The organism is Alkaliphilus hydrothermalis, from assembly GCF_016908555.1.
Lineage (GTDB): Bacteria > Bacillota > Clostridia > Peptostreptococcales > Natronincolaceae > Alkaliphilus > Alkaliphilus hydrothermalis.
This window is the reverse complement of the sequence record NZ_JAFBEE010000006.1, coordinates 118,006-135,704: the sequence shown is the minus strand read 5'-3', so window position 1 is coordinate 135,704 and position 17,699 is coordinate 118,006. Positions and strand designations below refer to the sequence as shown.

Sequence of the window (17,699 nt, the reverse complement as noted above, 5' to 3'; positions counted from 1 at the left end):
TTCTGTTATCCTGTCATCCTGTTCAAAAGCCTTTAGACTCAAGGAGCAAGGGTACACAGCGAAGGCAGCGTATCTAAAAATACGTAAGGGTGCTGTGTTCCTGCCGCGTCGAAGAAGATCATGGTTTTTCAACTGGATTAACGTTCTGATAAAAGTACGTATATCCCCCTCTGTTGTAGGCTGGATTTTTGTCCTGCCGCCACTTTTGTAAAGCTGTGGCTGGAGGATTGATACTGTCCAATGAATAATTTATTTTTATTGGCTGAAGAATAGGCCATAGGGTCAAATTTCATACTGAATTCCCCTGGCTTCATCATACTTCCAATCTCTGAGGCATTTCTTCCCACCTGTAGCTGAAAGGTGACCTCATAGGCTTCAGATGCCCTCTTTTTACTTCGATTAATTGCTGTAAAAAGGGATGTAGCTCTTTGGCCTGTTAGTCGTTCCACGTTAATCTTCACATGGGCATCCTTGAGGTCTTTATTGGAGATTTGGCTAACCTCCCTCGTATATAGATCCCTTGGATAAAGGGTGAAGCTCATTTGTCCATCGGTAATGGTAATTTCCCTAAACAGTATTTGCATTGTCTCCACTGGAATTGAAACCGTATACTTGGTCTGCTGCTTGTATTGGGCTAGGGAGAAATCAATGACATAGGGACTACTACCGGACTTAATTTCATCCTTTCCTATGGTCCGTATTACGTTACCATCAAAGATTTCTACTTTTCCATTTTTAGCTTGATGATTGTTTTCTTCCTTAATCGCTTCATTTTTATCCTTCAGCTGCTGGTCTTCCCTCTCGTTGAAGGTTCTGACTGTCACTTCTGCAAATTCCAATGCACTACCATATTTATTGAGGGCCCTTACCATAAAGCTATAGCTGGTGTTGGGTTGAAGCCCCTTTACTAAAAACTCTGCATTACGGGTGTCCCCAATCAGGGTATATTTACCTGCTCCAAATTTCTTACCATAGATCTCGTAACGCTCAGCTTTGTTTAATAGGTCTGGATTTGAAGCACTCCAGACTAGCTTTACAGAAGACTCTGCCCCTGGTATTCCCTCCAACACCAATGGTCTTGTGGGAACTGGAATCATATAATTAAAGTCCTTGTACTCTGATGAAAGTCCTCCGTCTGGATTGAGGATAATCAAATGACTATTGTGAAGATTTGTGGCTTCGTTGAAGGTAACCTTAATGGTATTTTCATCCTCTACGACAACGCTGGCGGCTTCTGTCCCCCCAACAATCACCATCTTTCTATTGTTCCCGTTGGCATCTACTCCACGGATTCCTGTTGCTTTGATTTCCTGTCCCTGCTTTACCTCATTCTCTGGTACTAAAGTCCCTCCGATGAAGATCTTTGCCCCCTGTTGGAACATTGAACCGCTTAGGGTAACTACAGATTCCGTATCATTAGTAAAAATCTTATTGGGTGCTACTGTTACTATTTGAGGTTGGCTAATATAAGTAAAGATATCAGGTGCAATACCCCTACCGTGGTCATAGTTTATCACCTCGATAGTTTGCTTTCCAACCTTCCCCTCTGGCATGATTATCTCAAGGGTTTGGGGATTAACATAAGATATATCAGTTTGAGGTACTGGAATACCTCCTATTAACACCATTACCTCCTTTGGATTACCAAAGGTATCTTGGTCTTTAAACTCTGAGCCCTTGATGGTTACCTTGGTCCCCCCCGTAACAGGTCCTGCCCCTGGGGTAACAGCCGTAACCTTTGGACTACTTCCCTCCGGTACATATTTGAAGTAGAAGGGGTTTCTAGTTTGGTCCGGCGGAACAAAGTCTCCGTAGGCCGCTCCCCCATCTTGATTCACCACTAGTATTCGAAGGAATGTCCCTACTGTGTTGTCGTCAGCCTCTGGGACAATCACAATGATCTCATCATCATTGGCGCTCTTTGATTTGATGGTGGCTTCTTTGTCTCCAATAAAGACTTTAACTCCTGAACGGAAGTTTTCACCCTCTATGATTAAAGGTGAGCCCCCCACAGGTGACGCCGATGCCACATCAATGTTGATAGCTGGATTATAGGTCACTCCATTAATTTCATCTACTGATTGAGTAGAGACTGGAATCATATTTGTAATCACCGGTGGTCTAAAGGGATTTGTAAAGGTAAAGTCAGATTTAGCAAACTTTCCATCATAGTTAAATACCTTCAGTTCCTTCTTTCCTACCTCTGCAGCTGGTGGCGTGGATAGGGTGATCCGCTCTTCCCCCTCTACTTTTTTGATAATCCCTAGTCTTCTAGTCACAACTAAGTCACTATCCTTAACTTCTATTTTAATGTTTTCATCCGCCATGTCTCCAGTAATAGGGTCTACATCCTTCCATGGTACCGTGACAATGATGAATTCTTCTTCTTCTATAATCTTAAATTGATTTGTGGGGTCCGGTAACCCCTCTTTCTTAACCATCAATTGGTTTCCATCTACTGCCTCTTTGTAGTAAAGGGTGATGTTGTAATCCTCCACATAGGCATTGTATCTGACAATAACGTCCCCCACCTTGACAGTAGCCTGTCCCGATAAAATATCAGCTTTACCCATTTCATCCCCGAAGGCTACATGGAGGCCATTTGAAACAAAGTCTTTTCCCACTATTGTAATCTCGCTTCCCCCAAGACGACTTCCTTGGTTTGGTAATACTTGATCAATAACGGGCTGCTTTGATTTATATTCAAAAGCATTTTTCATTGTGGCTGTTGCTCCGTCAAAGTTAATCACTGTGACGTCCGCCTTCCCAGCAGGGTGTGGTGGGGTGCTTTCCACAATGATCATGTCGGAGGTTTCTATTTCTTCATAGGTTGCCTTTGGAGGTAATACAAAAGTGATATTTTCCTTTGGTACTTTAATCCCTCCAAAGTAAACGGAAGGCAACTCCTGTGTACCTGTTCCAAAATCCTTTGCTCTAAAGCTGATTCCAGAAATGAGAACCCGATCTCCCCCTGCTGTATTCCCTACCTTTGGGGTAAGCTTTGTAATGGTTGCATCATATCCTGGGTTGACATATTTATATCCGTTGTAGAGGGTAAAGGAGCCCCCATCACTGTTTTGTACGGTTACAGGTACCGTCACTTCATTTCTACTTTCCATATCCTCCCCATAGGCAGGAACGTATACCCATATTAATTTAGCATTATTACTTCTTCTATATACTTGAGCCTGCTGGGTACCAAAGAATACCTTTACATTTTCGTAGAAGTTCTCTCCTCGAATCTCTACAATATTCCCCCCCCTATAGTCTCCTATCGCAGGGTCAAGCTCATTAATTTTAGGACGTGTTACTACGTCAATAAATTTAAAACCTTTTTTAATTTCATGGCTCCCTAAGTCTGGGTTGACAACCTTAATATCTAATGGGGCATTCATAAAGAAGGATTTTTCTGGTAGCTTTGGATCTGGAACAATCATATAGATGGTTTCATTGTCCACTACAGCCACGTTACTGCCATAGGTTTTTAGTATTTCACCATTTGGTCCATAGATGGCCTGTTCTTCCCCTACAAAATAATCATTGATAAAATCCCTAAACTCAAGATCTCCAGTTGGTAGGTCTCCGACTCTAAAATACTGTCTGTTGACGTCCTTTCCGTCAATCCTTACGGTTGTACCAATTTGGTAGGCCTCCGTCTGGGCGCTGGGGTTGGGTGTAAAGAAACCTGTTCCTTTAATGATCACTAAGCTTCCTTTACCCCCTACATTTGGGATAACCTTCTGAATGATTGGTTGACTGAAGGTTTGGATAAACTCAAAGGGTGCAGATACAAATCCTCCATCGGGATTAATAACCTGTAGATAGGTCCTGCCAACCCTTCCATTTGGAGAATTAAAGGTAATGGTCCCCTTAGCTACGTCAATGGCTCTATTTTGGATTACCTCTCCATCAATGGTGACAACAGCCCCTGGTTGGAAATTGGTTCCCTTCACCACCACCTCTTGAGGTTTCCCCACTGCTACTTTATCGGGGGTAACAGAGGTAATGGTGGGTGTCAAGATTGTTCCTGCATCGGGACTAACGTACTCAAATGCATTGTCCTCTCGATCTCGCCCACCCAATACACCTAAGGGGCTTGGGTTATATACAATTACGTTGGCATAGCCATTGTATAGGGTAAATCCTTTAGGAATAGTGAACTTAATCTTTGTACCCGACTTGATGGCCTGTCCATCTACAGGGATGTTGTTGGAGGTTAATACCTGAAAGTCAAAGGGTGCTTCCGTGGCTACCCCTAAATTTGTTCCATCTGATCGATCACTGAAATAGTAAATTGTTTTACCTTGTTGGTTCTTTGTGATGATTTTATATCGCTCACCGGCAACCCCTACGTTATCACTACCAATGATAATCATGGGATAATAACGCTCTCCGTCAATACTTTCTACTCTAAAGTTAGTTCCCTCAAGGGTTGCAGTAATATCTTCTGTAAAGGGCCCCTTGTTTGGAATGAGTTTTACGATGTCGGGGGTTGAGATATCCGGTTGGAACTCAAACCACACCTTTGACTGGGAAGCGTAGGGGGCTTCTTCGACAACATAATAAAGCTCTGTGATGTCTGGTCCAGTTAGTTTATAGTGGACGGTTTCAGTTCTTACAGAGACCACATATTTCCCCGCCTGGCTTACCTTATCGGTCTTTAAGCTCAAGGTTGTTATATCCTGTAGGGAAGTCAGGGGTAGGCTTGTAATATTAGCCGGCAAACCAATCATCACACTGATTTTTCTTTCCACATAATCTCCGTTGGATAAGGTATATCGTATATACTTGGCCTTTGGATCAATCTCTGTAAAATATCTTAGGTTAGCAGTCCCTTCTTCTAGGGCGGCAACATCTGCAGAGTGTTTAATCCCCTTGATATTATTGAGGGGGACAATGTTTCTAACCCTTAAATGCTCTACAACCTTTTCTTCATTTGTAAAGGCCTTTGCTGGGTCAATATCAATAACCTCCAATACAGACCCCTCAGCCACTACATAAGTAAAATCTTGATTGTGGGTATAAGTGTCTCCAAAGTAGTTTTTAATCACGATGGGTTTGGGCCCTCCTGAATCTAGCTTTGGTACCACTACCTCCAATCCTGTTTTTAAGATTCCTCCTTCGTTGTAGGTAAAGGTTCCATTACTAAAGCCCCCTGTGTTTCTGACGGCTTCTTTCTCTCCTATGTATACCTTTGTCCCACTATCCAGTAGGGCAGTTGTATTGTCTGCTTTAATTCTTAAAATACTTCCTTGAGTCCCCTCTAGAGGAGTGATGGACACGTTGTTTAAATCCAGCGGATTCGCTACATTAATCCCTTTTTTCACAACATATCTAAGCTCGACATTGCTCCCACTATTTTTTTCAAATACTAGGTTTTGATTATTCCCGGCATCTATGTTTACAGTATCAGTGCTAATAACAATCTGTCTTTGATCCGCCGATACATCGTAATCTACTATGTTGGTAACTGTTAAGCCTGTTGTAATTCCCAGCTTGTATGCTGTATCAAAATGGGTTCCTTCAATCGAAAAATCTGTACCCTTAATAACTGTAATCGGCCAAGACGCGGGACTCATGTTGTTAATGGTATCAACTTTCATGAAGTTAAAGGTGTTGTTTGGAAGCTCAAAGGGCTTTAAGGGATCCTCAGGATAGGTAACCCCTTGTCTCACTACCCTAAAGTACACTGTACCCGTGGCACCAAAAATACTCTCTATACTTTGTCCTCCCCCATCGGGTACATAAGCAAGATTACCACTATTGATGAGCAGCAATTCTTCCTTTGGTAGGGTTTTCTTGATAACGCCCCCTTGAACGACATGAATTGCATCTATATCCGTCATAGGAAAACCATTGAAAATTACTTGATAGTTGGTCTTTAGTTGTCCATTGACGACTTCAGCCTCCTCCTTAATGGTAATCTTATTAATTACCACAGGCTCTCCTGCTGCATATACCGGATTGATGGGTATATGATTGTAAAAGAGATTAAAAATCATTGTAATAAAAATTATTAGTGCTATTTTCTTTCTCATAAGCTGGCCTCCTATTTCTCCTCTGTTGATTATTTTTCATTTAACTCATTTGTAGTAAATTCATCTATGTAAAAGTTATTTCTTCCTTGTATCTATTTTATCGGTAAAATTACCATTAATTTATAGTAGTATATTCTGGTAGCATAGTTATTTTTTATATTATACCATAGGCAATCTCCAATTTCTTTCCTCCTTCGACTTTTGTCATTAAATTGAAACATTTTAGGAACAATGGTCTACAGTTTTTCCCTTTTTATCCGATATAATTTATATAAATACTAACAACGAAGGAGGTATTATTTTAATGGGGAAAAAATCAATCACCATGGCAGTCACAATCTTATTGCTGTTTTCTTTACTGACTACTCCTGCCTTTACTGAATCCTACAGTCGTTCCATTACGGCTTGGTTTGATCATTTTAAATTGCAGGTAAATGATTCTGAGGTACACTTAAATAACGATGTGTTTATTTATAATAACGAGGTATATGTCCCGATACGGGAAGTATCTGATTATCTATATCTTAATTATGAGTTAAATCAGGCCACAAATACCATTAGCCTTAAGACCAACCACAATCCTTTTCTTGAGGGTAGTGATACGATCTTAAAGAATAAGACCTTTATTAGTGAGATTAAAGGATTACGTAAGAACCTTCAATCCTTATCCTCCAAGCCCCAAAATATTGAAGCTCATCATGACCAGTATCAGCATAACTTTGAGGTCTACAGCTTGAGAAACCAAATAACAGAGCTTGAAAGGAAAATTCAAATACTAAAGGAGTCAGAATTCCCCTACCAGAAAATTAAAACTGCCCCAGAAATGGAAGCTTATTTAAAAGAACATTTTAGGACGCTACAGAACATCCCCATGAGTATCCGTTTTAGATACGTAGGGGGCAGTAAATATATTTTTTCTGCTGTTTTTGACAGCTCCCAAACAACGAAATGGAGTAGCTTGAACCGTAGGGATATTGAAAATTGGGTGGATGATATTTTCTATGTCACTAGAGAATTGCTTAATCCCCACGCTGAAATAGATGGGGATATTCGTCAATCTAACTTTAATTATGGAACTGAATATGCTAGCTATTGGACTAGAGGTAATCATTTATTCTTTGATTTCAGGCTGGCGGATCATAAAAAGAATTCAATGGTGGATGGAGTTGCTATTGAAAATGCCCTCAACAGTAAGCTTAAATATTACAATAGCTCTACTTTTACTTATGAAGTGTTTGTTAGCCAAAATGATATTGATATCATCGCTTCCTATAAGGAAAGCTTTGATAGTTGGAGTCCTTCTTTGAAAATCCAGTACTTGAATCGTCTGAAATCTGAAGTAGATAAGCTCTATGACCATGTGAATATCAATGGTAGGATAGTTACCGGTACCAAGAAGGAAACAAAACTTCGCTTTAGCTTCGAGGAAAATCAATTGCACTCGGTGGATTTACTGGATGAGCTGGAGGATGAGCTAAATCATCGTTTTGGTAAATTCTATTATGGGGGAAATACCTTCAGCTTCACTTATACGGTAAACGAGGGCCATAGCGGTTCCTTTGAAATCATTATGGAAAGTGACTTCTCTATTGATTCTGCAGCTTGGAGGAATGTCGTAAACAATGGAGAATTTAGCTTTAGATCCTTTGTACAAGGGCCGTTGTATCATATTAACACCAATTGGGACGTGGATATCTTTGGTACAGTCGTTGATAAAAATCTTGTACCCGTTACCAGCTTAGAATTCTTTAGAACTGACATCTACAGCCCTAGAACACTACAACCAATTATCTTTGAATAAAAGCAGACACCCGAAATCTTTGATTTCGTGGTGGTCGCTTTGTTAGAAACTTATATACTAATATCAAACATCTCTTTTCTTAATAAAATTAGTATGTAAGTTTATAACACCCTTAATCTGACACAAGACTCCCCCCATGGATCCCATGGGGGGCTTTTTTTCTGTCCTGTTTATTTTTATCATGCAAAGTAAACAGAATTTAATGACTGTTTATAATTATTAATTAATGATGCATAATTGTCATGAAAGTTTAATATTGGAAACTTGGTTTTTTTGATATAATTTTACTAGTAACTGAAGAAAAGGGGTGTTGAATTGACAAAAAAAATGATTGCTTTAACCCTATGCTTTGTTTTCCTTTTAAGCTTAGTAAGTGCCGCCAGTGATAATACTTCTCTGCAATTGGAAGCTGGGGAATTCCTAAAGGATATTAATGTATACAGGGGATATGCCGATGGCTCTTTGGGTCTAGAACGTCCTATTACCCGCGCAGAGTTCGCAGCCACAATGGTAAGAATTGTTGGACCTCAAAATATTTCTAAGGAAGCCCTTCAAGCCATCAAATTCACCGATGTTAAATCCTCCCATTGGGCCTACTACGATATCAGTATCGCTGCAGCAAGCAATTGGGTTAAAGGGTACGAAGTAGACAACACTTATCGCCCTTCTGGTAACATCACCTATGGAGAGGTGATTACTATCCTAGTGAGGGTATTGGGTTATGATGCCGAAGCTATTGGTCAGTGGCCTACTGGTCACATTGATGTAGCCAACAAATTAGGTATTACTAAGCACTTGTCTGCCGAACCAAAACGTGTACTGAATCGTGGTGAAGTGGCCATATTACTACGGGAGGCTCTATTTGTCCCAATTAAATAATTCCATTAGAATACCAAAAACTCCCTTCAAAAGAAAGGAGTTTTTTTGATTATATAGCCTAATTTATGATCGTTTAGTTTAGATAGTCATTCCTCATTCGTGTAATGTATTCCATGCACTTATGTTTTTCATCCATGGCAAGATATACTTCAATATAGAAGCTATTCAATTCACTCATATGGTGTTGAAGGTCTTTATCCACAATAATTCTTTCAGATTTTCGCAAATGTCTTAGGGCATTTTGGTAATCCTTAAGTTTTCCGTAGGCTTGGACAGCGGCAAAATGAAGATCAATAACCATGTCTTTTTTCGGGAGGGTTTCAGCGAGTAGAATCCCATTTTCTAGAATCGATATCACCCTCTGGTCTTCTCCTAATTGCATAAAACATTTAGCTTGTTGCAAATACAGATTTGGTAAGTAATTCATTGATACCCGTTCTTTTAGTTCTAATGCACCTTCAATGTATTTCAGTGCTTTTTCTATTTGCCCTAATTCCCTAAATAGGGTTGTTAAATTTTCATATACCAAGAATAATGTATATGGCTCTAGTCGATCTCCCTTTGCTAAAAGCCTATTGTACATCCTCTCTGCCCGCTCGTAGTTCTTTAAATCCCTATGGATATTGGCCTCCATAAGAATGACATTGTCCATTCTAGTGTTGAAATTCTCCTCATCTGACTTTAACTCTTTAAATATATAGATTTGTTGAAGGGCCATATCATATTTATGAATTTTTCTATAGCAGAGAATTTGATTAAATATAGATTCTACCTTTATCACATCTATATTTTCAACTTTATTGGCCACTGCCATATCATAGGCTTTGGAATAATATAGTAGGGCTTGGTTCATCAACATCATCTTATGATAAGTGGCTCCTATTAAGTTGTAAATATGGGCTACTTGTCCGTAGTCCTTTGCGGCCATATAGTACTCTAGCCCATCTGAATAGTCCTTCAGGGCTTTATTGTATTGAAAACTGTAGTAATAGTACTGGCCCTTTAGTATATAAAGATCCGCAATTTCCTTTTGTAGACCCCATTGATTAGCTAAATCCACCATCTTCTCAAATGAACGATTGATAAGGGTTTCATCAACATTTTCAGTCTTGATGATCGGCTGTAAATGAAGGATTTCCCCTTCGATTATTTTCCGAGCTTGTTCCATTTCCGTTTCCATTAAAAATTCAGGAGTTATTTCCTTACCTAGAGCGGAATAGTATCGGTTTAAGCAACCTGCAATTATTTGTGCAGTATTCCAACTTAAACTACGCTTGTTATTTTCAATCATGCTAATCAAACTCTTTGTAACTTCTTCATTTGTAACGTCATCTTGTTTTAACCCAAGATCACATCGGAGTTTTTTTATTTTCTCACCTGCACTTAATATTTCCATGTTTAATACTATACTCCTTTCTAAGTAACCCAGTTTACACTATAACAATATACTGGGTCTAGGTCTAATAATAACTCATAAAAAATTATTTAGCAATTCTACTCATACTTAAATATACTAAATATTTCGCCCAATTTCAATGGTTTAATTATAATTTATAAATTTTAACCGAAACGACCATGGCCTATTTTTCTATAATTATGCATATTTATTCATTAAAGTTAACAAAGCCCTATAACAGGATTAATAAATCTCCCATTATAAGGCTATTTTGTGAATTGAATGCGACTACTGTACTCTTGTTTTCCAGACTTTTGTGACCAATACTGTCATATCATCCTCTGGCTTGTTTCCTGTGTATTGTAGGGCTTGATGGAGTATTTTATCTGCCAACTCCTGTGGATTTCTTGTCACAGACTCCTTTAAGTATTTTACTACCCAATCCTCCCCTTCTTCTTTATTTACTTCAATAATTCCATCTGAAATCATAATGATAAAGTCGCCATCCTGCAGGTTTTTGTAATTCTGCTCAACATCTATATCAGATAAAATACCAATTGGTAGACTGGCAGGATTAATTACTTCAACCTTTCCATCGCTTCTTTTAATATATCCAGGTGCACTGCCTATCTTTGCAAACTCTGCCCGTCCTTCATGGAGGTCGATGGTGGTCATGTCTATTGTAGAGAAGATCTCTTCCGAGGACTTTAGCATCAACATGGAGTTGATGGTCTTAATGGTCATTTCCTGCCTAAAGCCCGCTTCCATCATCTTTTCTAGCATAGCAATCGTAGCACTGGATTGAAGATGAGCCTTTTCACCAGTTCCCATTCCATCACTGAGGGCAACTAAGAACTCATTATTTTTAATTTCCATAAATGTATAGGAGTCTCCAGATAATAAGTTTCCTTCATTGGTTGCCCTGGCCACCTTTGTTAAGGCAGCATATTTGTTTGCCTCTACTAAAGTAAAGCTACAGCTTCCATGGCTATGGGGATTGTTGCACTTATGATTCTTTTTACTTAGCTGATAACCTACTGCACGGGAAATCACCGGTATATAGTTCTCTACACAGTCCTCTCTTCCGTAGCAGGGCCTTCTTTCTATTGTAACTTCCAGTTTTCCCTTTTCATTGGTGGATACCAACAATCTATTTACCGATAGTCCCGCTTTATCCAATTCTACATAGATACTGTCCTCCAGCTCTGTATCAAAGACGATTTCACTATTGAGCTCCTCTGCTAAGGACTGAATACCATTTGCCATTCCCTTTAGCTGCTCTCCTACTAACTCTTTCCCCTCCAATAGCCTTTTTCTCCAGATCATATTCACTCGGCTTAAATCGTATAGGGTAATCATTTTTTCAATTACTGCTTTTGGGCGTACACATCTTTTCTTTATTTGATCAGGAAGACTTTTGCTATCCAACTGCTCCCTCGTATCAATCAATACTAATAAATCCGACATCCCCTGATATGTATTATAAAAATTGCTTTCCCAACAATTTCTCCTCATACCACAGTCCCTACATACACCTTCTGCCATCTTTTCAATCAATTTTGACAGATCATCCTGTCCAAAGGCCTCTACCCGCTCTGCCATATTTTCAAAAGTAACTGATAAATCTGAGAAGGTTTGAGAAAAATCCGATAATTTTTCATAAATCCGCTTTTTCATTTCATCTCCATAGCTTCTACTGGAATGAATGATCCCCAAAGCAGGGCTACTATATTTTTGAAGCTGTAAAATCCAGGACCCTGGTATGATTAGGAACAATACAAAGGCACCCAACACTTCCTTCAGCTGTATAAACACCTCATAGTAACCATTGATATAAAAAGTCAAAATCGTATTTCCTAAAAGGAATCCAAAAGCACTTCCAAATTTACCAAGATCTTTGAAAATTCCCGCCAGCAGACCTGAAAAAGCAAATATTCCAATGATGATCGGAGGCATACCATTGGTGGACATACTGGTGATCAGTCCTAAAGTTACCCCCACCGATGCCCCCACACTGGCACCACCATTGTAGGCAAATATAATTGTGATGAGAATTCCTAGTATATTTTTTAAGGACACACCTAGTACTTCCACATCATTTACCCCTGATAGGGTTAGGGCCATTAATATGGCAACACAGATAATTTCTTCCGTTGCCAATATTTTTCGATGATTTTTTTGTAGGGCAATGGGAATTGCAAATGAGGATATGTATACCACAACAAAAATAACCAAGGCTTCAAATACAGCCATCATCAAATCATAAAGATAAAAATTGTTTATCAATATAAAGGTCGTTGCGACTACTAAATAAATTGACCCACTAATAAAGGCAACTGATATGACTCGATACTTTCTAGTGCTCAGGAAATAATTGAAGGCTAAAACGATTGCCCCTAATGTTATTCCATAGGGGATACTGCCATTAACCCCCTGCACTGTCATAATCCCCATTAGGGTGACAACTGCAACCGTTATGTATTTTTTATTTTTAAGGCAAAGGGCTGTATAAAATCCTATTCCAAAGGGGGTTAGCGTCCCCAATATCCCTGCTCTCCCCAATAGAAAGGCCACCATATGTAATAGTAGAATACTCTTTTGGTTGAATATTGCTAGCATTTTTCTCTCTTGTAGATAAGTAGTTGATCTTTCTGCCATATTGACACCATCCTTATTTAATTTCTTAGGACGAGTTTATCAGAAATCCCTTGAGAGATTTGTCAAGAATCGTGGACAACCCCACAGAATTTTTAGACAATCCTTATGATGGTTAGACAAAAACTATCATATACATGGATGGTCAGACAGCTAAATTGAAGATTCCTTTTTAATTTTTGACGACTACTGGGGGGTGTTGGAGAACAGTTTTTTATTTTTTCAGAATAAAAAAAATAATCCTGCATATACTACAGGATTATTTTTTTAACTATTTAAACTTTTCTTCCATTTACTTTGCTCCATAGAAGCCCTTCTAGATTGTCATATTCACTAATCATTAGCTCAGGAATCTTCAATAGCTCCATGGCAGTAATCATAATGGTGATTCCTGCCACTATGATATCAGCCCGTTTTGGCTCCAATCCCTTCAGTTGCCTTCTTTCAGCATTTGATAGAAGCTTTATTTTGCCCCTCAAATCAGCAATCTCCTGTAACCCCAGTTTATATCCATGGACCTTGTCAGGGTCATAGGGGACTAATGCTTGATGTAGGGCAGCTATGGTTGTAGCTGTACCTCCTATCCCTATAATATGCTCTAGATTACTGGGATAGCTCTTTAGGGGTTCCTCTAGGATGCGGGTGATTTCCTCTACAAGGTCGTTAATTTCATTATCTACTGGCGGATCAGTGGTGATCCATCTTTCCGTCATCCTTACAGCACCTATATTATAACTATTGGCTTCTATGATGCGCTTATCGTCTCCAATAATTAGCTCTGTACTGCCTCCACCAATATCTATTAAAAAAACCTGTGGCAAAGGCTCCTTTAATCCCATTAGTACTCCTTGGTAACCTAATATGGCTTCTTGTTTTCCATCTATAATCTCAATCTTCACTCCAGTGGCATGATGGGCTTCATCTGCAAATTCTTGACCATTTTCAGCATCCCTGACAGCACTGGTGGCGATTGCCCATATGTCCTCTGCTCCCCACTGTTTAGCTTGATTTACAAAATCAACATACGCCTTTAGGTTTGTCTGTAATCCTTCTGAAGTAATTCGCCCATCTTGATCTACTGATTTTCCGATTCTAGTGGTATTTAAATGTTTTTGTCGGTGAAGGATTTGTTGTCCATCTACCTCCGCCAATAATAATCTCATAGAGTTGGTACCTATATCAATGGTTGCGTACCTCTTCATTTTGATCATCCCCCCATAGGTTGTTTTAATTAGTATGTAACTCTACTTATCTATTTATTGGTAATAAAAAAAGCCGGAAGACCGGCTTGAATTTATTCTTTAAATGCTTTCTTTGAATGACCATTACCTCTACGGTTACTCTTGCTTTTGCTCTTTAATGTCTGCATTTTTTCATCGCTATCCTTTAAGAATCGATTAATCTTATCTTCAAAAGATAAAGTTTCCGTTTCATTTGGCTTTGCCCAATCAAATTCAGCAGGTTTTACGCTTTTCTTCTTTGGTGGAGCTGCTTGTTTAATGGATAAACTAATCTTCCCGTCCTTCTCAACAGATAATACCTTAACCTTCACAGTTTGTTTTTCCTTCAGGTATTCATGAATGTTCTTGACGTAATCATTTGCAACTTCCGAAATATGCACAAGTCCTGTTTTTCCTTCTCCTAAATCAATGAAGGCTCCAAAGTTTGTAATTCCAGAAACTGTACCCTCTAGAATTTTTCCTACCTCTACCGGCATAGACTTACTATTCCTCCTTCTAAAGTATCAACATTATATACTAGTTTTGTCATACAATATGTATTATAACACAATGCATGTAAAAGGTATACCCTTTTTTACCTTTCTCTTTTTCCCAGATCTACAAAGATAATCTCCTTTTTACCAATCATCTTCAATTGCTCCCTTGCCACCTTCTCTATGTACTCATCTCTGTGGGCATTTTCGATATCCTTTTTAATTTGGTTAATCTCTTTTTGGGTCTGGGTTACCTGTATTTCATATTCCTTTTTCACATTCTCTAAGTAAGCCATTTCTTTAGATTGCTCGTAAAGAGTGAACAGGACATATCCCCCCATCAACAGCAGGATGCTCATAAAAATCAGCTTATTATATTTTCGTTTCTTCTTCTTGGCCACTGTCCAGCCCTCCTCTTTTGTTTTTGCAGTTATTTTTTCTTAAAATAATGCAGTACAGTTCTTTTGCAATCAGAAGCAATCCGCCTTGGTAGCTTAAAAACTCTCCTTGCTTTATAGTATACTGGTTTTGTCTTTTTCTTACAATAGGAACATGGTACGGAAATTAGACAAATCCCGACTTTTACTGGGTATACTAAAAGATTCCAGAGGTTAATCATAAATTCTTTCATTACCCTAATGACAAAAACCAACGTGCGGATGATGGTCTTACTCAATAAATAATAGTACACCAAAACCCCAATGATAAAACCCAAGAAATTGTAAAATCTCAATTGCCCTTGGTTAGTAAATATAAGGACATAAAAGGCCACCATAGTGATAATGCTCCAAAACAGGATGTCTTGAAGGTTTGTTGCTAGTTTTTTTGGGCTAAAAACCCCTCTAAAAACCTTATAAAGGTCATAAATGAATCCAATTAATATGCCTCCATAAATAGTTCCTAGTAAAACGTAAGTCTCATGATAAACTGAATACATATCCATATTTAATCACCTCAAAAGGTTTTAATGATATCTTTATTATCCTATGTTGGTTCAGGCTAATAGGTGAATGTCCATAAAAAAATAATCGTCGAATTTTTTCGACGATTATTTAAATAATTTTCCTAAGAAACCCGAGCCCTTTGATCCAAAGGCATCTTTATCACTATAAACCAACGAGTAAACAGTACCATGTATGATGACATTTCCATCCTCTAGGTTTAATTTATTCACATCTAAATCACAACCTTTGATGGTCATCACTCCTGTCACAGTTTCCAATATGATTAACTCACTATTGAAATTATTGACATGCTCCACTCCTGAAATAGACAGTTTCTCTCTGTTTTCTAGTATTACGTTATGGCTTCTGCTACGATTTGCTTTGCGTTCTTCCATAGCCATCACCTTCCCCCATAATTTTTGCTTCATCATATTTTTATGATGGGATGGGGGCTGTTAGAACTATCCTACAAAATTAATCGAATAGCTTTACTACTTCTACATCCTTGAAGTAATGCTTAATGATTTCTTCAGGGCTTTTTCCGTCTTTGGCCATCTGATATGCGCCCCATTGGCTCATTCCTACTCCATGACCATAACCCGCACCCTCCATCGTTACTTTGTCGCCAGCCACAACGACATTAGTTAAAAGGGTGGATTTCATTCTAGTACTATCTAAGGCTACCCTAAAGGCTGGTGCTGCTACAACTTTGTCCCCAATTTTAAGCTTTGTAGCTCGCCCAGAGGGTCCTTTTTCAGCAATTTCAATTGCGTTAAAATTTCCAATCTCATGGCCTTGTTCCTTAGCAGCAGCAATAATTTCTGCTTTAGTAAAGGTTTCCTTCCATTGAGCATCCTCTGGCGGTGCTTCTTCAGAATCTGGCGACTCCACTACTTGAATGTAAGGAGGTTCGGCATCTTCAAAGCCTAATCCTTCCTTGGCTGTAGCTGTCTTACCACCAGCATGGGCATGAAACCAAGCCTTTACAAATTTATCATCATACACAATCACTTTACCTCTAGTATTCTTTACTGCTGCTTTAATTCGATCATTTATTTGCTCTGCATCCCAGGCTTGAGCCTCTTCAATATCTGTAGAAACATCTGCCCCTTCATACTTAGAACCACCCTTATCAGTAATAAATTCCATTACAAAGGTTCGGGCAATGATGGCTTGAGCTTGAAGGGCCTCCTCAGGCCAGTCATTATGCATCTCTCCAGCTAAAACACCCTCTAAGTACTCTTCAAACTTAATCTCTTTAATTGTGCCAGTGTCGGTCATATACACTTTAACTGTAGGCTCTACCCTGTCGCCTTGATTAATTTCCTTTGGGATCGGGGGAGCTTTTACTTCTCCCTGCTGTTTGCCTCCCTCAGCTTGTTCCCCTGATTTATCTTCTGGTCGCTCAGCAGGTTGGCAACCAATCACCGAAAAAACCAACATTAAAACAATTAAAAAAATACTAATCTTTCTATAGCTTTGCATACTATACCTCCTTGTTCTCTCTTTAATATCAAATCCATTGGATGATATTATTATTTGAAAAAAAGGCTTTAGTATGCAGGTGTTTTCTATTCTTCTATCATTCGGTACATTTCTTTTGCCCCATCCTTAGACATATGTTCTGCAACATAAGTAATTTCTGCTTTAAAAAGCTTATCTCCAAATCGAATTTCAATGATATCCCCCACAGCTACATCTGTTCCTGGCTTTGCCACCTTACCATTGATGGACACTCGACCATTCTCACTGGCTTCTTTAGCAATTGTTCTTCTTTTAATAATCCTAGATACCTTCAAATATTTATCTAAACGCATTTAAATCCCCCCTATTATCAATTCCTGACTCTCTCATTTAATCTATTCTATATCATATCCATAAAGCCCTTCATTGTCAGATTAATTTTTTTAGAATAAACAAAAAAGATACCCCTTTAATCTCTTAAAGAAATATCTTTTTCACACTTTAAAGTTGTGTTTTATTATCCGTTGATCTTTTCTTTTAATGTCTTTCCAGCTTTGAAAACTGGTGCTTTAGAAGCTGGGATATCAATAACTTGCTCTGGGTTTCTTGGGTTTCTTCCTTGTCTTGGCTTTCTTTCTCTAACGTCAAAAGTACCGAAACCTACTAATTGTACTTTGTCTCCTGTCTCTAATGCTTCTTCAACACTTTCCATGAATGCATTTAATGCAAGTTCAGCGTCCTTTTTAGTTAATGCGCTTTTTTCTGACATTTTAGCAACTAATTCTGCTTTATTCACGATAAAAAACCT

13 protein-coding genes are annotated in these 17,699 nt (G+C 38.7%); 2 read left to right on the top strand and 11 right to left on the bottom strand.

Annotated features, from left to right (window positions below):
• Positions 1-137: 137 nt before the first annotated feature.
• Entirely contained in the window at positions 138-6,038 is a 5,901-nt protein-coding gene (locus JOC73_RS06490) for an IPT/TIG domain-containing protein (RefSeq protein WP_204401348.1), read from the bottom strand.
• Between the two features lie 304 nt (positions 6,039-6,342).
• On the opposite strand from JOC73_RS06490, the gene JOC73_RS06485 reads away from it, so the two are divergent.
• Together JOC73_RS06485 and JOC73_RS06480 are read left to right on the top strand one after the other, a co-directional pair.
• Positions 6,343-7,839 carry a stalk domain-containing protein gene (locus tag JOC73_RS06485; protein ID WP_204401345.1) on the top strand — a complete coding sequence of 499 codons (1,497 nt, stop codon included), beginning with the start codon at positions 6,343-6,345 and terminating at the stop codon, positions 7,837-7,839.
• A gap of 315 nt (positions 7,840-8,154) precedes the next feature.
• Complete coding sequence (locus tag JOC73_RS06480) at positions 8,155-8,718, top strand: S-layer homology domain-containing protein (protein WP_204401343.1); 564 nt, start codon at positions 8,155-8,157, stop codon at positions 8,716-8,718.
• A gap of 73 nt (positions 8,719-8,791) precedes the next feature.
• Here the strand turns inward: JOC73_RS06480 and JOC73_RS06475 are convergent, their stop codons facing one another.
• From JOC73_RS06475 to JOC73_RS06430, 10 genes are all read right to left on the bottom strand, one after another.
• Positions 8,792-10,114 carry a helix-turn-helix transcriptional regulator gene (locus JOC73_RS06475; RefSeq protein WP_204401341.1) on the bottom strand — a complete coding sequence of 441 codons (1,323 nt, stop codon included), beginning with the start codon at positions 10,112-10,114 and terminating at the stop codon, positions 8,792-8,794.
• Between the two features lie 288 nt (positions 10,115-10,402).
• On the bottom strand, positions 10,403-12,772 hold the full coding sequence (gene spoIIE / locus JOC73_RS06470; protein ID WP_204401339.1) for a stage II sporulation protein E: 2,370 nt from the start codon (positions 12,770-12,772) through the stop codon (positions 10,403-10,405).
• A 272-nt stretch (positions 12,773-13,044) separates the two neighbouring features.
• Complete coding sequence (locus JOC73_RS06465; protein WP_204401337.1) at positions 13,045-13,971, bottom strand: Ppx/GppA phosphatase family protein; 927 nt, start codon at positions 13,969-13,971, stop codon at positions 13,045-13,047.
• A gap of 92 nt (positions 13,972-14,063) precedes the next feature.
• Positions 14,064-14,486 carry a S1 domain-containing RNA-binding protein gene (locus JOC73_RS06460; RefSeq protein ID WP_204401335.1) on the bottom strand — a complete coding sequence of 141 codons (423 nt, stop codon included), beginning with the start codon at positions 14,484-14,486 and terminating at the stop codon, positions 14,064-14,066.
• Between the two features lie 98 nt (positions 14,487-14,584).
• On the bottom strand, positions 14,585-14,884 hold the full coding sequence (locus JOC73_RS06455) for an FtsB family cell division protein (RefSeq protein ID WP_204401333.1): 300 nt from the start codon (positions 14,882-14,884) through the stop codon (positions 14,585-14,587).
• Positions 14,885-14,913: 29 nt separating this feature from the next.
• Positions 14,914-15,420, bottom strand: a complete 507-nt coding sequence (gene yabQ, locus JOC73_RS15475; RefSeq protein WP_243427875.1) for a spore cortex biosynthesis protein YabQ — start codon at positions 15,418-15,420, stop codon at positions 14,914-14,916.
• A gap of 111 nt (positions 15,421-15,531) precedes the next feature.
• Positions 15,532-15,828 (bottom strand): sporulation protein YabP, encoded by a 297-nt coding sequence (gene yabP / locus JOC73_RS06445; protein ID WP_243427871.1) that lies wholly within the window; start codon positions 15,826-15,828, stop codon positions 15,532-15,534.
• Positions 15,829-15,901: 73 nt separating this feature from the next.
• Positions 15,902-16,912, bottom strand: coding sequence for a SpoIID/LytB domain-containing protein (locus JOC73_RS06440; RefSeq protein WP_204401329.1), 1,011 nt, complete (start codon positions 16,910-16,912; stop codon positions 15,902-15,904).
• A gap of 86 nt (positions 16,913-16,998) precedes the next feature.
• On the bottom strand, positions 16,999-17,244 hold the full coding sequence (locus JOC73_RS06435) for an RNA-binding S4 domain-containing protein (RefSeq protein WP_204401327.1): 246 nt from the start codon (positions 17,242-17,244) through the stop codon (positions 16,999-17,001).
• A gap of 164 nt (positions 17,245-17,408) precedes the next feature.
• The gene (locus JOC73_RS06430) at positions 17,409-17,687 is read right to left on the bottom strand and encodes an HU family DNA-binding protein (protein ID WP_204401325.1); all 279 of its coding nucleotides are present in this window, start codon (positions 17,685-17,687) and stop codon (positions 17,409-17,411) included.
• Positions 17,688-17,699 lie beyond the last annotated feature (12 nt).

Coding starts and splice junctions, on each gene's coding strand:
- JOC73_RS06490 (WP_204401348.1), bottom strand. CDS start 6,038: ATGAGAAAGAAAATAGCACTAATAATTTTTATTACAATGATTTTTAAT.
- yabQ (WP_243427875.1), bottom strand. CDS start 15,420: ATGTATTCAGTTTATCATGAGACTTACGTTTTACTAGGAACTATTTAT.
- JOC73_RS06465 (WP_204401337.1), bottom strand. CDS start 13,971: ATGAAGAGGTACGCAACCATTGATATAGGTACCAACTCTATGAGATTA.
- JOC73_RS06460 (WP_204401335.1), bottom strand. CDS start 14,486: ATGCCGGTAGAGGTAGGAAAAATTCTAGAGGGTACAGTTTCTGGAATT.
- JOC73_RS06435 (WP_204401327.1), bottom strand. CDS start 17,244: ATGCGTTTAGATAAATATTTGAAGGTATCTAGGATTATTAAAAGAAGA.
- JOC73_RS06440 (WP_204401329.1), bottom strand. CDS start 16,912: ATGCAAAGCTATAGAAAGATTAGTATTTTTTTAATTGTTTTAATGTTG.
- spoIIE (WP_204401339.1), bottom strand. CDS start 12,772: ATGGCAGAAAGATCAACTACTTATCTACAAGAGAGAAAAATGCTAGCA.
- JOC73_RS06475 (WP_204401341.1), bottom strand. CDS start 10,114: ATGGAAATATTAAGTGCAGGTGAGAAAATAAAAAAACTCCGATGTGAT.
- JOC73_RS06485 (WP_204401345.1), top strand. CDS start 6,343: ATGGGGAAAAAATCAATCACCATGGCAGTCACAATCTTATTGCTGTTT.
- yabP (WP_243427871.1), bottom strand. CDS start 15,828: ATGGCTATGGAAGAACGCAAAGCAAATCGTAGCAGAAGCCATAACGTA.